The sequence below is a fragment of the Cryomorpha ignava genome (genome assembly GCF_010686655.1).
GTDB lineage: Bacteria > Bacteroidota > Bacteroidia > Flavobacteriales_D > Cryomorphaceae > Cryomorpha > Cryomorpha ignava.
Genome location: NZ_JAAGVY010000070.1, coordinates 1 through 13,272 on the forward strand (window position 1 = coordinate 1; position 13,272 = coordinate 13,272).

Annotated in this window: 12 protein-coding genes and 1 pseudogene; 8 read left to right on the forward strand and 5 right to left on the reverse strand. The window is 44.4% G+C overall.

Features of this window, described 5'->3' with window-relative positions:
- Positions 1–933 precede the first annotated feature (933 nt).
- From G3O08_RS19530 to G3O08_RS19545, 4 genes are all read left to right on the forward strand, one after another.
- A complete protein-coding gene (locus G3O08_RS19530; RefSeq protein ID WP_163287137.1) occupies positions 934–1,134 on the forward strand; it encodes a hypothetical protein in 201 nt (66 codons plus the stop codon).
- Positions 1,135–1,152: 18 nt separating this feature from the next.
- Entirely contained in the window at positions 1,153–1,521 is a 369-nt protein-coding gene (locus tag G3O08_RS19535) for a transposase (protein WP_317164115.1), read from the forward strand.
- A 42-nt stretch (positions 1,522–1,563) separates the two neighbouring features.
- Complete coding sequence (locus tag G3O08_RS19540) at positions 1,564–2,544, forward strand: YihY/virulence factor BrkB family protein (RefSeq protein WP_163287138.1); 981 nt, start codon at positions 1,564–1,566, stop codon at positions 2,542–2,544.
- 222 nt (positions 2,545–2,766) lie between these two features.
- Positions 2,767–5,133, forward strand: a complete 2,367-nt coding sequence (locus G3O08_RS19545) for a DUF748 domain-containing protein (protein ID WP_163287139.1) — start codon at positions 2,767–2,769, stop codon at positions 5,131–5,133.
- A gap of 159 nt (positions 5,134–5,292) precedes the next feature.
- Here G3O08_RS19545 and G3O08_RS19550 read toward each other — a convergent pair whose 3' ends face one another.
- From G3O08_RS19550 to G3O08_RS21355, 3 genes and pseudogenes are all read right to left on the reverse strand, one after another.
- On the reverse strand, positions 5,293–5,604 hold the full coding sequence (locus tag G3O08_RS19550) for a transposase zinc-binding domain-containing protein (protein WP_163287140.1): 312 nt from the start codon (positions 5,602–5,604) through the stop codon (positions 5,293–5,295).
- Positions 5,604–6,356 (reverse strand): annotated as a pseudogene (locus G3O08_RS19555) (tyrosine-type recombinase/integrase). Before G3O08_RS19555 ends, G3O08_RS19550 begins: the two are co-directional and overlap by 1 nt.
- Positions 6,328–6,513, reverse strand: a complete 186-nt coding sequence (locus tag G3O08_RS21355) for a hypothetical protein (protein WP_239541364.1) — start codon at positions 6,511–6,513, stop codon at positions 6,328–6,330. The pseudogene G3O08_RS19555 and the gene G3O08_RS21355 overlap by 29 nt, the downstream one beginning before the upstream one ends.
- A 332-nt stretch (positions 6,514–6,845) precedes the next feature.
- Between G3O08_RS21355 and G3O08_RS19560 the strand changes: the two genes are divergently transcribed.
- A complete protein-coding gene (locus G3O08_RS19560) occupies positions 6,846–7,649 on the forward strand; it encodes a DUF6896 domain-containing protein (protein ID WP_204336958.1) in 804 nt (267 codons plus the stop codon).
- 159 nt (positions 7,650–7,808) lie between these two features.
- Here G3O08_RS19560 and G3O08_RS19565 read toward each other — a convergent pair whose 3' ends face one another.
- Entirely contained in the window at positions 7,809–8,843 is a 1,035-nt protein-coding gene (locus tag G3O08_RS19565; RefSeq protein WP_163287141.1) for an AI-2E family transporter, read from the reverse strand.
- A gap of 548 nt (positions 8,844–9,391) precedes the next feature.
- Here G3O08_RS19565 and G3O08_RS19570 point away from each other — a divergent pair.
- The gene (locus G3O08_RS19570; protein ID WP_163287142.1) at positions 9,392–9,952 is read left to right on the forward strand and encodes an STM3941 family protein; all 561 of its coding nucleotides are present in this window, start codon (positions 9,392–9,394) and stop codon (positions 9,950–9,952) included.
- A gap of 102 nt (positions 9,953–10,054) precedes the next feature.
- The gene (locus G3O08_RS19575) at positions 10,055–10,405 is read left to right on the forward strand and encodes a bleomycin resistance protein (RefSeq protein WP_163287143.1); all 351 of its coding nucleotides are present in this window, start codon (positions 10,055–10,057) and stop codon (positions 10,403–10,405) included.
- 73 nt (positions 10,406–10,478) lie between these two features.
- On the opposite strand, the gene G3O08_RS19580 is transcribed toward G3O08_RS19575, so the two are convergent.
- Positions 10,479–11,624, reverse strand: a complete 1,146-nt coding sequence (locus G3O08_RS19580; protein ID WP_163287144.1) for a 1-acyl-sn-glycerol-3-phosphate acyltransferase — start codon at positions 11,622–11,624, stop codon at positions 10,479–10,481.
- Positions 11,625–11,744: 120 nt separating this feature from the next.
- Between G3O08_RS19580 and G3O08_RS19585 the strand changes: the two genes are divergently transcribed.
- On the forward strand, positions 11,745–13,046 hold the full coding sequence (locus G3O08_RS19585; RefSeq protein ID WP_163287145.1) for a DEAD/DEAH box helicase: 1,302 nt from the start codon (positions 11,745–11,747) through the stop codon (positions 13,044–13,046).
- Positions 13,047–13,272: the final 226 nt, after the last annotated feature.

Genomic DNA, 13,272 nt, shown 5'->3' on the forward strand with positions numbered 1-13,272 from the left:
ATAGCAGTCTCTACTATCGTTTTACTTTTTTTTATACATCATATTGATTTTTAAGATTGGTATAAATCTAAGAAAACGTATTTTGAGCTCCGAAAAGCTTCCGACCGCAGGGAGGATTCGTTCAACACAGTGTATAAACCATTGCTGGGTCTGTGCCAATCTGGAAAATTCTTGGGAATATTCCAGCGGAGTTTTGTACTTTTATGGTTCGTGCTTTAACACGCAACGGCATATGCACATCAACGTCATGGCGCATGATGACGGACAGCTAGTACCGAATTTCAAGCTGGGCCACCTTTTATGGAAAGAAGGTAAGGTCATTGAAAAATATGCTGTGGATTCTGTTCGAAAGCAAGAGAACCTGGAATTTGATAAATGGGGAGAAAGATTAAGGCATTATAGATGCCGCCGTAAATGCTGCTGAGCATCACAGGTTGACAGTTATCAAACATTTAATATGATATCCCGTTTTTCAAGTATGTCTGGCTGAAGTAGATTTAATTTTATATCTCTTACGTATATTATCTTTTATAGGGTTACCCATTTAGATCGCGAAATAGTAAAGAACTTAAATAGGTTACGTCGTCAGGGTCTATAATTGTCTAAAAATTAGCAATTATGAAGCCCTTAAAAGAACTAAATAGAAAAAAATTCAAAGAACAATTCGGCTCCAAGGAGCAGTGTATGTTGCACTTGGCAGATATAAAATGGCAGTCTGGATATTCTTGTCGCAAGTGCTGCTGTGGGCTATATATCGGTGGCAAGCAGCTTTACTCTCGCAGGTGTAAACGTTGTAATTATGTTGAGTCACCTACCGCTCACACGCTATTTTACAAGGTCAAATTTGGAATTTAGAATACCTTTGAAATGCTTTATGATATCGCAACGCTTAAAAAAGGCGCAAGTAGTATTTGGCTCGGCGAGTGCTAGGAAGTGAAGCAAACTACTGCTTGGCTCTTTAGGCGCAAGGCACAAACAGCGATGCAAAGCAGCGGTCAAAACCCTTTGGATGGAGATGTACACGTTGATGAATTTGAAATTAGAACCCCGCAGAAAGGCGAACAAGGAAGAAGCAAATCTGAAAAGAAAATACGCGTTGTAATCGCATTTGAGTACCGAAATGGTGATTGCTGAAGGGGCTACGCCAAAGTCATTGAAGACTATAGTGCCAAATCGCTTCGTCCCATATTTGACCAGCACATCAGCACACAAGCTCATATATTGGCTGATGGATGGGCAGGTTATAAACCGCTTGTGCAAGACTATCCTAATTTGAAGCAAATCCTATCTGAAAAGGGAAGAAACTTTCCTATGCTGCACAACCAAATCAGGAACTTTAAAAACTGGCTGCGCGGTGTACGTTCATACTGCGATCCAGAGAATATGGCAAACTACATCAACGAATATTTTTTCCGTTTTAATCGGTGGAACCACCGAAAATCCATACTTTACAGGCTTATTGAGAGAATGTCTGAGCATAAACCAACGACTTTCGGTCAATTAAAAGTAGCCGAGATCTAAATGGGTAACCCGAATCTTTTAATCTTAGCAAATAATATTATTATGGGCACTACTTCAACAGGTGACAGAGGTGACAACGCCGAAAAACCGACACAAATACCAAAGAAAGGCTGGAAAGATATTGCCTTACGAGTAAAAGACCGGCTGACAAAGGATCATGTATCCATCGTTTCAGCAGGAATTGCATATTATTTTTTCCTTGCAATTTTTCCCGCTATTGCAGCTGCTTTATCCATATATGGACTGCTAATGGAGCCGGCGGAGGTAGAGCAGCAGATTGGACAGCTTGCAAATGTCCTTCCTGAGCAGGCACACCAAATAATTAGCAATATTTTAGAAAAGCAATCTGAAAAGTCAGAATCATCCCTAGGCTGGAGTTTAGTTTTGAGTATACTGATCAGTCTCTGGAGTGTCAATAACAGTTCAAAGGCAGTTTTTCAAGGAGTAAATATTACATATAATGAAAAAGATGAACGTGGTTTTTTTAAATTAACTGGCATTACCCTTCTGTTTACTATAGGCGGCATTATTATCGGTTTTATTGCTATTGCGATGGTTGTGGCTTTTCCCGCACTTATCGATAAGATTGGTTTACCCTCAACATTAGAAACAATTATTCAATTTTTGCGATGGCCCATTCTGGCACTGATAGTCATGTTTGCGTTGGCTGCGGTTTATAAGGTTGCACCCTATCGTAAAAGTCCTGAATTTAAATGGATCAGCTGGGGAGCTATTATAGCTACAGCATTATGGCTTGGAGGATCGCTGCTTTTTAGCCTTTATGTAAATAACTTTGGCAGATTTGATGAAACCTATGGCAGTTTTGCGGCAGTAATTATCCTTATTCTATGGTTCTTTCTTACGGGATTTATTATCCTACTCGGTGCGGAAATCAATTCTGAAATGGAACACCAAACGAGCCGGGATACCACAACCGGTGAAGATAAACCCATAGGACATCGTGGCGGCTATTATGCCGATCATGTGGCCGGAAAAGATAAAGGAAATAATGAAAGGCAGTAAATACAAAAAACATAAGCTGCTAAACCAGACCCAACCTGCGGCTTACAACATCTATTAAGCTAAAGAACCGTAGTTTACAATTATAAAAAAAATTAAATTCAGAAAAGATGAATAAAGAAAACCTTTTAAACAAAAGACCTGCAGGGAAACCGGTTTTGGGTGATTTTATCAGATTGTATGGAGAAGTTGGCACTGGTGTGACCGCTAATGTTATCCCTCGCCATGAGTAGTCGATTCCTATCGCGCTGGTGGGGGTACCTGCGCCACCATTGGATCAATGTGCGCCGGGTTCGCTTCTGGTTGCTGGTGGCCGTCGCCTTGTATACGCTCGCGGGTTTTTTCCTGGTGCCGTGGCTGGCCGGTAGGATCGCTGAAAATAAGGTGCGAGAGGTTCTTGGTCGCGAGCTTCGCATCGGCGATATCGATTTCAATCCCTACACGTTCACCCTGGAGGTAACCGATTTCGCGCTCGCAGATCCCGACGGTCACGAGCTCGCCACCTTCGACCGGCTATTCGTCAACTTCTCGTTGGTCAGCCTCATCGATCAAGCATGGATCTTCCAGCAGGTACGCCTCGAAGGTCTGGTGGTTCAGGAGGAACGCTTCGCCTCGGGCGAGTCGCGTTTCTCCCGGCTGAAGGATGACGCCGCGGGCGAGCCGGAAGCGACCGGCGAAGGCGGGATGCCGGCAACGGTGATCCGCGATTTGGATGTTGTAGAGGGAACGATCCGCTTTGCGGATCACCTGACCACCGCGTCCGACCCGTCAGGCATGACCTCCACCATCGCGGTGCAAGAATTTTCCCTGTCGCTGAATGATGCTGCCTTGCATGAGAACACCGAGTTCCCGGTCCATTTCGCCGGGCAGCTCAAGGCGGGCGGTGCCTTCTCGTTCGACGGCGAAATGCAGGTGTCGCCGGCATTCGAGATCAACGGCGGTATGCGCGTGGAGGCGCTGACGCTGAGCCCGGCAGAGCCTTACCTGCAACAATTCGCGCGGCTGGCGATCAAGGGTGGGAACCTGAGCCTCGACGGACGATTGTCCGTCAGCGACGATGAGCCTCTAGCCTATCACGGCAGTGTCGGCGTGGACGGGCTCAGCCTCGCGCCCTTGGATCCAGGCGATACCGAGCCGGTGGTGGGATGGCAAGCCATGGAGATCGAGCAGCTCGACCTGAGCCTTGCGCAGCGCAGCCTCGAGACTTCGAGCGTGTCCATCGAGAGCGGATCCGGCCGGGTCATCATCCACGAGGATCAGACCACGAATTTCAAGCGCCTGCTCGTGGCGCAGGCCGAGGGGGAGGCCCCCGCTTCCGAAGGGGATGACGGCGAAGACTTCGCCCCATTACGCATCAGCATCGCCGGCATCGTTCTGGCCGATAGTCGTCTCCAGTTCACGGATTATTCGCTGCCGCTGCCTTTCTCGACGAACATCCACAAGCTGAACGGCGAGGTCTCCACACTGGCTTCGGATACACAGATTCCGGCCGACGTGCAGTTCGAAGGTCAGGTGGGTGAGGATGGCCTGGCGCGCATCGAGGGCACGATCTACGCCTGGCAGCCGAGGCAGGACACAGACGTCACGCTGACGTTCCGCAACCTGGTGGTGAAGGGCTATTCGCCGTACACGATCGCCTTCGCCGGCCGCCGGATCGCGGAAGGCCGCATGGACCTTGATCTTGGCTATCACCTAACGGACGGCAAGCTCAAGGGCAGCAATGCGATAGTGTTGCACGATCTGAAACTGGGCGAGAAGGTCGAGAGCCCTGACGCGATGGACCTGCCGCTCAGCCTCGCCGTCGCGCTGCTCAAGGACAGCGAGGGCGTGATCGAGATGGATATCCCGGTCACGGGAGATCTCGGCGATCCGCAGTTCCATCTGGGCGGCGCGGTTCGCAGCGCCATCAGTGACGCGATTGGCAGCGTCGTCAGCGCGCCGTTCCGCTTCCTGGCGGGGCTGGTTGGGGCTGGCGAAGAGGACCTGCAACGGATCGCGTACCCGGCGGGCCGAAGCGACCTGACAGCGCCGCAGCGCCAGCGCGTAGGGTTGCTCCGCAAGGCCCTCGTGAAGCGTCCGGAACTGGTGCTGGAACTCGCCGGACCCTTCGATCCGGATGTGGACGGCCCGGCACTCAAGCAACAACGCGCCGTCGAGCAGCTCGCCGAGTGGTTGCGCGAGCAAGGACGCGAGGTTTCGACCCCGGACCTGACCGAGGAATCGACGCAAGACGCGATGGAGGCGATTTTCTCAAGCGCCTACCCGGAAACCAGCCTGGACGAGGTCCGTGAGCGCTTTACCCGCGAGCAGGAAGAGGATGCGGTGGGTCGCTCGGAGTTCGACGCTGTCGCCTATCGAGCCCATCTCGCCGAGGAGGTGATCGAGGCGCAACCCGTAACCGATGCCGATCTCGCGGCACTCGGCCAGGCACGAGCCACCGCCGTGCGGGACGTCCTGCTGGCAGATGCGTCCGACGACCCGGAAGAAGGCTACGCGGTCGAGCCCGAGCGGGTCCTCCTGGCGGAGCCCAGGGAAGTCGAGTCCGAGAACGAGGTGCAGGTCGTGATGAAGGTCGGTCTAGCCTTGGACTGAGGCGGCGCTAAAAGAGAAGGATCGATTTTCCGCGCAAGGGAAAATAAAAAAAAGTGTAATAACTTCGGGATATTACATAGCTGTGCACCATCTATAAAAACTGTTGTGACCGCCTATAAACTCAATTAAGGGTACTACGAAAAAAAAGATCATCATTTATTACCATTGGATTCGATAGCAATTATGGTATAGACCTTTGGTATTTTGTTTAATCTCAGTGGCTGCTGCACTGATCTCCCGTTCACGTTTGTGTCCCTGACACATTGGGCAATGCTGGTTTCTGCAACTGTTGTAGCTGAGCTCTATGGTGCCACAGTTGGTGCACACATCTTTATGCGCACCAAGATCGGCAGTACGGCAATGCATAAGGGCACCCAAGGTGCGCAGTTTCCACCCGTTCATACCTTTCATGCCGGGCACGTGTGGCCAATGCGCGCGAAGCACATCGGCCATTTCATATTTAGGGCGCATCAATCCGGAGTGTAGAGCGTTTCGAGCGGACCAAATGGTTTTACCCGATTGTATTGCGCTACCCCGAAAAAACGGGGCAGGCAGTGCAGATAGATTAGTGTAGTTTGGATACAGGCATGACCAAGCAAGTCCTTGATAATCATAATATCAAGCCCACTTTCCAGCAGATGTGTGGCATAGGTGTGGCGCAGCGTGTGCACGGTCATGGGTTTGGTAATGCCCGCTGCTTTTCGGGCTTGTTTTACTGCCCATTGCACCCCTCTTTGCGCGTAGCGATTGTCAAAGCCGCCTCCCGAACGCCCTTCTACAGGCTGCTTGCCGCAAAAAAGCCACTCATCAGGACTTTCCGATTGGATAGAGGCCTTGAGACCTCTGATCAGCATATCGCACAGCGGCACGTACCGGGATTTATCGCCTTTGCCTCATGCCTTCGGCTTGATCTATGATTTGGGCACAAAAAGTGTTTTCCTGTCGAAGTCTAAATCGTTGAGCCGCAAGTTGCGCACCTCAAAGCAGCGCAAGCCGCAGCCGTAGAGCAATCCGATCAGTATGCGATGTTTAAGTAGTTTGGGAGCTTGCAGCAATCGCCGCGTCTCTTCGGCACTGAGTACCACAGGCAATCGCTTGTCCCCATTGATACTCGGCATGGCGATGTGTTTGTCTTTGAGTCCCTTTAAGCGAAAGGCATAACGCAAACCGTAAACGGTAAATTTGAAGTAGCTCTCAGATGCAGTCTTGTGTTGCTGCTGCATCAGATACAGATAGTCGTTTACCCCGTTGGAAATATCCTACGGGATTGATCTGATCTACATCGAGCTCAGTGGGCAGCGCTTGGTAATGCAGAGCCATCTTTGCCACGTGGTGCGCATAATTCTTGAGCGTACTCTCACTTTTTCCTGAGATACTCATCCGCTGCTTCATCAATCCATACAGCGCGTCAAAACCCGCTACTTCTCGCAGGCGCAGTCAATTAAATTCTTTTTTTTTTCATGATAATTGTGTTTTAATATGTAAGCCTTAAATTTAGCACTTTGTATGAAATCTGTTTCCGGGAGGGAAGTGGGATTAACTACCGAAGGTTTCGTGCAACACCGTGTATAAGCCATTGCTAGGTCTGTGCTCATCTGGAAAATTCTTGGGAATTTTCCAGCGGAGTTTTGTACTTTTAATGGTTCGTGTGTGGGACACGCAACGGCTCATACACGAAGAACGTTGTGCTTCATTAGAGAAAACCAAAACCATTGGATAGAAAAACCGACATAATCTCCATAAGCACTCTTGAGCAAGTGCCAACTCTGAAATCAATAAGAACAATTCCAAGAGAGAGAACATTGAAACTTGTTTTTGACGGTAAGCTAAATAATCAAAGAGAAAAAATCGGTGAAAACTTGAAAAAGGAACTTATAGGATTTCAAGTTGGAATTGATACAATTGAGCCTGAAATAAATATTGCAAAACTCATAACGGATAAAGAAATTGAAGGTAATCAAGACTTCTTTGAAGATTGCGCAAAAGATTATAGGAAATTAGGTGAAGAGTTACTTTTTAAGTTGGTTGACAAGCTGAACTTAAAATTAAATAATGACTTCCCATTGGATACTTTTAACGCACTAAAACAAGACAAAAGACAAATTGGGGAAATAGCCGATTGGAAATATTTTATTCATGGTTTCCATTGCGGATTTGAAAATAAGAAAACGCGACAAGTTATTGAAGTTCCGCTTGTTTTTGGACTTGAATTCGGAGATTTAGACCCCTGTTTTTTCACGAAAAATATCAAATCAACACCAAAATATATTCCGTTGCCAGTAGAAATCTATGAAGACTACTCAGACGGAGTTAGGATAAATGAAAAAATGATTTCACTTGGCAAGTTTGAGAGAATAAGTTCAAACGTTGAAAACCATTTTGGCATTGTGATCGCGGACAGGGAAAAATTAGAAATCAAATCTTATGAAGAACTAAACAAATTATACAAAAGATCAAATGAGTCAATTGAAAAACCAAAGTCTAATTTTTGGAAATTCATCGGACTGCAAAAATGAAAAAACGAAAGCACAACATTTTATAAACGTAATGCGGGCTTCACATCTAAAATGAATATCTTTCAAGCAACAAACTTTACGGTAAATTGAAAGTATGTTCTTCGAACTGCCGCACTACTCTTGTATTTACCGTTCTGCGCAAGCTAAAAAATTATTCAATTAGGAATCGTTCTTTTTAATCAAATACGCATAGGCCTCCATTTCTTTGGTATGCTCAAATATTACTTTCAGCACGCCAATTAGAGGCAGGGCAATAACAGCACCGACCACTCCCCAGAGCGTTGAAAAAAGAATAACACCAAAAATAGTAATGAACGGATTCAGATTGGTTTCATCACCAATAATCCACGGTGTAAGAACGTAATTTTCTAACAATTGAGCCGCTGAAACCACCCCAATCACAATGAGGGCAGGTGTAGACCCGGAATATAAATATGATAATAGCACAGCTAAGCCGCCACCTATGATATTTCCCACATAAGGAATGATGGAAAACAGCGCTGCAAATAGCGCTAAAAACAAAGCATAAGGAACGGAACCAAGCGTAAAACCCAAATAATAAATTCCGAAAAGAATGGTCATGATCTTGGCTTTCCCCAAAAGATAACTGCTAATAATTTTTGCTGAATCGCTTAAAAGAGAAACCATTCCCGAGGGACTGGAAGACAGTTTTTTCAAAAAATTTATAAACATTTTTTTCTGCATCAATAAAAGAATAATATACACAAAGATTATGAGTGACTGGGATAGTAAAGTCATAAGTGAGGAAAGAAAGCTTTTGCCGAGACTTTCCGCCTTGTTCACCAACTTTTCATTGTTTTTTAAATAATCTTTATAATCCCAACTCAATCGTTGGTTTGCCCATTGTGTAAGACTGTTCAATTTTTGAGTAGCGCTTTCTTTAATAGTGGGCCAATCGTTTGCCATAGCGTTTATTTGTGAGCTTATTAGCCACGTAAGTAATGAAAAAAGTATTACCGTGGTTATAACCGAAAGTGTAATCGCCAACCAATTTGGAACTCCCCATTTTTTTAATTTTTTTGTTGGTTTATCCAGCAAAACGGCAATGATTGCTGCCGCTACCAGAGGCAACAATAAAGATGCGCCGAAGTATAAAAAAGCTAGGATGCCTCCAAGAATAAGGAATGCTTTAATCAAATAAATGCCTGAAATAGAAATTTTGGAATCGCTCAAAATAGTTTTATTAAATTTTGGTATCGTATCAGTCTATTGTTAAATTTAGATTAATTTTTCTTACGAAAAGATCGAAGACTTAAATATCATTTAAATCTTTCTTGTATGTCCGCAAACACTAATAATTGATAATTTCGACTATTTTAAATCAAAATAAAGGTATAAAACTTTTCAAAAAAAAGCATTAAAGGGAATAAATGGTTGTCAATAGTCACGAATCCATTTCGAACTTTGTTTTACCATTGGCATTTTTCTGATATAAATGTAGTAGTTTAGATTTGCGCAACAAGAGCCGTATGATGGGAACTTAGCGGATTGAATCTCACGACCGCAGAGAGTAGACTATCACGTACGGTTCTCCCGCTGTGGCGGGACAAGTTGTGAGAGTCTTAGGGTGAAATTCCTTTGCCTACTCGATTATTGCCGCTGTGCTTCATTCCCCATATCAAGAAAAAATCGATTAATTTCTCTTGCTAACGGGTGAAATTTTCGACGGAAATTGAATTTAAAAATTGACCGTTAGTCAGAATTAAAAAGAGACAAGGTAAATGTCAAAATCAGACAAAATTATTATTCTATTGAGTAAGTCAAAATTGACATTGTTAATGTTAAGTTCAATCATGTTTGTAGGACTTGGACTTTGGTTTCTCATTTCACCACCTGAAATAAATAACCCCATCTTCGGTAATCCGACTTTGATATTTTCTGTCGGACTCGCTTCGACTTTATTTTTTGGGATAATGACCTTCTTCTATGCAAAGAAATTACCTGACAACAAACCAGGACTCATAATTGACAACGAAGGAATCACCGACAATTCAAGTGGCGTGGCTGCTGGACTGATTAAATGGACAGATCTTAAAAGCATATCAGTAATGAAAATTCACAGACAGAAACTCATAATGTTATTTGTAAAAAATCCACAGAGTTATATTGATAGGCAGCCAAGTGGCTTTAAACGTAAGATAATGCAGATGAATTTTAATAAGTATGAGACACCATTGAGCATAACAGCAAACGGACTGAAATGTAATTTTGAAGACTTGCTTGGACTATTGAATAAAAACTTGGAAAATAATAAAAACACGAAAGCACAACATTCTGAATAGTGCATACCTTTCAGGATACGCATCATACTGTTGTCTTTTGCATCGTAAAAAACTCTTCAACAATAGAATTAAAACAGAAAAACTAAAATTAATCGAATCAATATGCTTACAGCCATCAATCCAAAATTACCAATGCGTAACAAATCCGTAACGATGGATTTCTATTTAAGCAATTTGAATTTTAGTGTGCTGGGAGATTATGGCGAATATCTAATTGTTGGAAAAGACAAAATAGAAATACATTTTTTTGAGTTTAAAAATCTTGATCCAAAAGAAAACTATGGCCAGGTTTATATCAGAACTGATAATATTGACAAACTTTATCAATCGCTGCTTGACAACAAAACAAAGATACACCCAAATGGTCAATTAGAAATTAAATCTTGGGGACAAAAAGAATTTGCACTACTTGACCCTGACAACAATTTGCTGACTTTCGGGCAAAGGATATAGCGAATATTTGATCTTCAACAGACGGCCGCCGGCAGGCAAGAAACGGGAAGGCGAATTTAGGGAAGAGCAGAATCTAACTTTCAGAAACAGTCAAATGATTGCGCACCGGATTGGCATACATTCCGAGCAAGCGTTCATAATCTTCATCAGAATGAAGACCGGCAGCTGAAAGGCGTTCTTTTACCTCATTGTTGAAAGCTTCAGGATCGGCGCCTTCGTATTCAGGCTTATCTAACACGGTTCCTTCCAAAATATCAAAGGCCATATAGTTGGTAGGCCAAAGCTTGTAATTTTGATAAATCTGTGAATCTATAAACTCACCGAGCATCCGCAGCTTATCGTTAATATTCGGAAATTCGGCCAGGATGTCTAATTCCTTGTCAATTGTTTTTCCAATGCTGATATGCACACGGCCTTTTTGACCGGTAAGCCCGGTAATAATGCTGTTGAAATCTTCGAGCGGTTGCTTTTCGTATTTCTCATCGCGCGAAATGGCTTTAAGTTCCGGAATTTTGAGCACATCGCAGGGATCGTGCTCATAAGAAATAGCTACCGGTGTAACGCGCAACTCTCTAAAACACTCGCGCATGGCCTTTTCGCAACTAATAGTCAGCATTTTAAGCAAACCCGGCTGGGTTTTATCCAATCCATCTTTGGTTCTGCCTTCGCGCTGGGCTATCCATATACTGTGCTTTGCCTCATCAATAGTGTGGCGGATATAGGCAGACAGCAACATAGAGTTTTCGTAAAACTCACGTGCTCCCGTATTTCGCTTTACCACAAAGTTTTTATTGAGCTTTGTAAGATCGGTAACAATAGCGCTTGATAGCAAATTGCTCCCAATAGCGGTTTGAATGGTGCCGTGATCGCTTTCAAAAAGGACTATATTCAGAATAGCTGAATCGAGAATAATATCGCGGTGGTTGGAAATAAAAAGATAAGATTCATCTTTTTTGATGTTCTCTAGTCCGCTAAACGAAAGATTATCTACCGTACGGTCTATGAGAATACGCATGCCGGGATGCGCAACTTTTTTCTGAAAATCGGCAATAGTTTCAACCTCGCTCACTGCATTGCGCACGTCATCATCGCCCCATTGAGGATGTACAAACTTCAGAACTTCGTATAAACCAGGGTCTTTCACTAATCGTGCAATAACCTGTTTTACCTCGCTGTCGTTGTAAGGTCTTATGTCTTCAAATTCTTTATTGTAACCCATGAGGGATTCCGTGTGCGGGCATGGCCGATTTCAGCAGGGCGAAAGTACACAATTCTATTTGAAGGAGAGAAAACTTCTTGAAAACGCTCAATGAATTAGCTAAAGCGTACCTTTGAAACCATGGAAAGCGGATTTAGATCTTTGAACGTAACCCGACAATTTACCGATGCACTCGATGCAATGGGATTAGTCAAGCCTACTGATATTCAGGAAAAAGCCATTGTTCCCGCCATGTCGGGACAAGATGTTTTGGGTATTGCTCAAACAGGTTCGGGAAAGACACTTGCCTACCTTTTGCCCCTTGTTTTAAAGGTGAAATACGCCAAAGAGATGCATCCACGCGCAGTCATTCTCGCTCCGTCAAAGGAATTGGTTGTCCAGATTCATCGTGTTTTGGAACTGCTTACGGCAAATACTGACATTAGATCGGTATGTCTTTACGGTGGAGTTGGAAAAAAAGAACAGGTGGCCATGATTGAAAAAGGGGTTGATATCGTGGTAAGCACACCCGGCCGGTTTATTGACTTATACAGCTTCGGTCACATTTTTACCCGGCAAATTAAAACCCTCGTGCTCGATGAAGCCGACCGGATGATGGAAATGGGCTTTATGCCACAGCTTAGGCAAATGCTCGAAATAATACCGGTAAAGCGGCAAAACCTCTTGTTTTCAGCCACATTTCCCGAAAGGGTGGAGCGACTGGCAGCTGAATTTCTCGAGTTTCCAACCCGGGTAGAAAGCGAAGATAGGCAGAAACCGGTAAAAGAAGTTGTTCAAGAATGGTATCCGGTGCTGAATTTTCGGTCTAAGCTCAACCTGCTGTTGCACCTTTTGAAAGATGAATCATGGAACAGACTCATTATTTTTTGCAGCACCAAAGATGCGGCAGAGCGGGTCTCGAAATTGCTAGATAGGCGAGAGGCCGGCACGGTGAGGGTCTTGCACAGCAATAAGGGTCAGAATACCCGCATAAATGCGCTGGATGATTTTAGAAAAGGCGAAGTGCGCATTTTGGTCACTACCGATGTTACCTCTCGTGGAATAGACGTTGATAATGTGTCGCACGTAATCAATTTTGAATTGCCCAAAGTACCCGAAGATTATCTGCACCGCATTGGTCGCACAGCCCGTATAAACCGCGAAGGGGTGGCCATATCGTTTGTAAATCAGTTAGAACGCTTTTATTTACAGAAAATTGAGGAATACATTGGCAGCGAGATTGCGCAAACTCCATTTCCCGAAGAGGTAGAACAAGGCACATTCCTACCCGGCGAAAAGCAAGCGATGGCCAAAGAAATTGACTATTTTAAACGCAAAGCCGATCCGGAATTTAAAGGTGCATTTCAGGAGCGAAAGCGAAAAGGAATAGGGAGTTCAAAACAGAAGAAACAGAATACCCGTTCGGGAAAGAAGAAGAGGTAAGCTGTATTCCCTCGAAAGTGCCTGTAAATTGATAAAATGTTTGTTTTGAAACCCAGTATCATTCTACGTAAAACCTCGTCACATCGAGATCTGCTTCAATAAAAAATTGAAAAACGGATATGATGACGTTAAATCTTAGAAAACTGCTCCGCTGGGTATTTACCCCTGCGGCCATTAATTTCAAGTAAATATTGATAACCGCTGCTTTAAAATGTTCAGTCTATAA

Excerpts from the sequence above, each read along its gene's own strand:
- G3O08_RS19540 (WP_163287138.1), top strand. The coding sequence starts at position 1,564 with ATGGGCACTACTTCAACAGGTGACAGAGGTGACAACGCCGAAAAACCG.
- G3O08_RS19585 (WP_163287145.1), top strand. The coding sequence starts at position 11,745 with ATGGAAAGCGGATTTAGATCTTTGAACGTAACCCGACAATTTACCGAT.
- G3O08_RS19550 (WP_163287140.1), bottom strand. The coding sequence starts at position 5,604 with ATGCGCCCTAAATATGAAATGGCCGATGTGCTTCGCGCGCATTGGCCA.
- G3O08_RS19575 (WP_163287143.1), top strand. The coding sequence starts at position 10,055 with ATGCTTACAGCCATCAATCCAAAATTACCAATGCGTAACAAATCCGTA.
- G3O08_RS19570 (WP_163287142.1), top strand. The coding sequence starts at position 9,392 with ATGTCAAAATCAGACAAAATTATTATTCTATTGAGTAAGTCAAAATTG.
- G3O08_RS21355 (WP_239541364.1), bottom strand. The coding sequence starts at position 6,513 with ATGAGTATCTCAGGAAAAAGTGAGAGTACGCTCAAGAATTATGCGCAC.
- G3O08_RS19545 (WP_163287139.1), top strand. The coding sequence starts at position 2,767 with ATGAGTAGTCGATTCCTATCGCGCTGGTGGGGGTACCTGCGCCACCAT.
- G3O08_RS19580 (WP_163287144.1), bottom strand. The coding sequence starts at position 11,624 with ATGGGTTACAATAAAGAATTTGAAGACATAAGACCTTACAACGACAGC.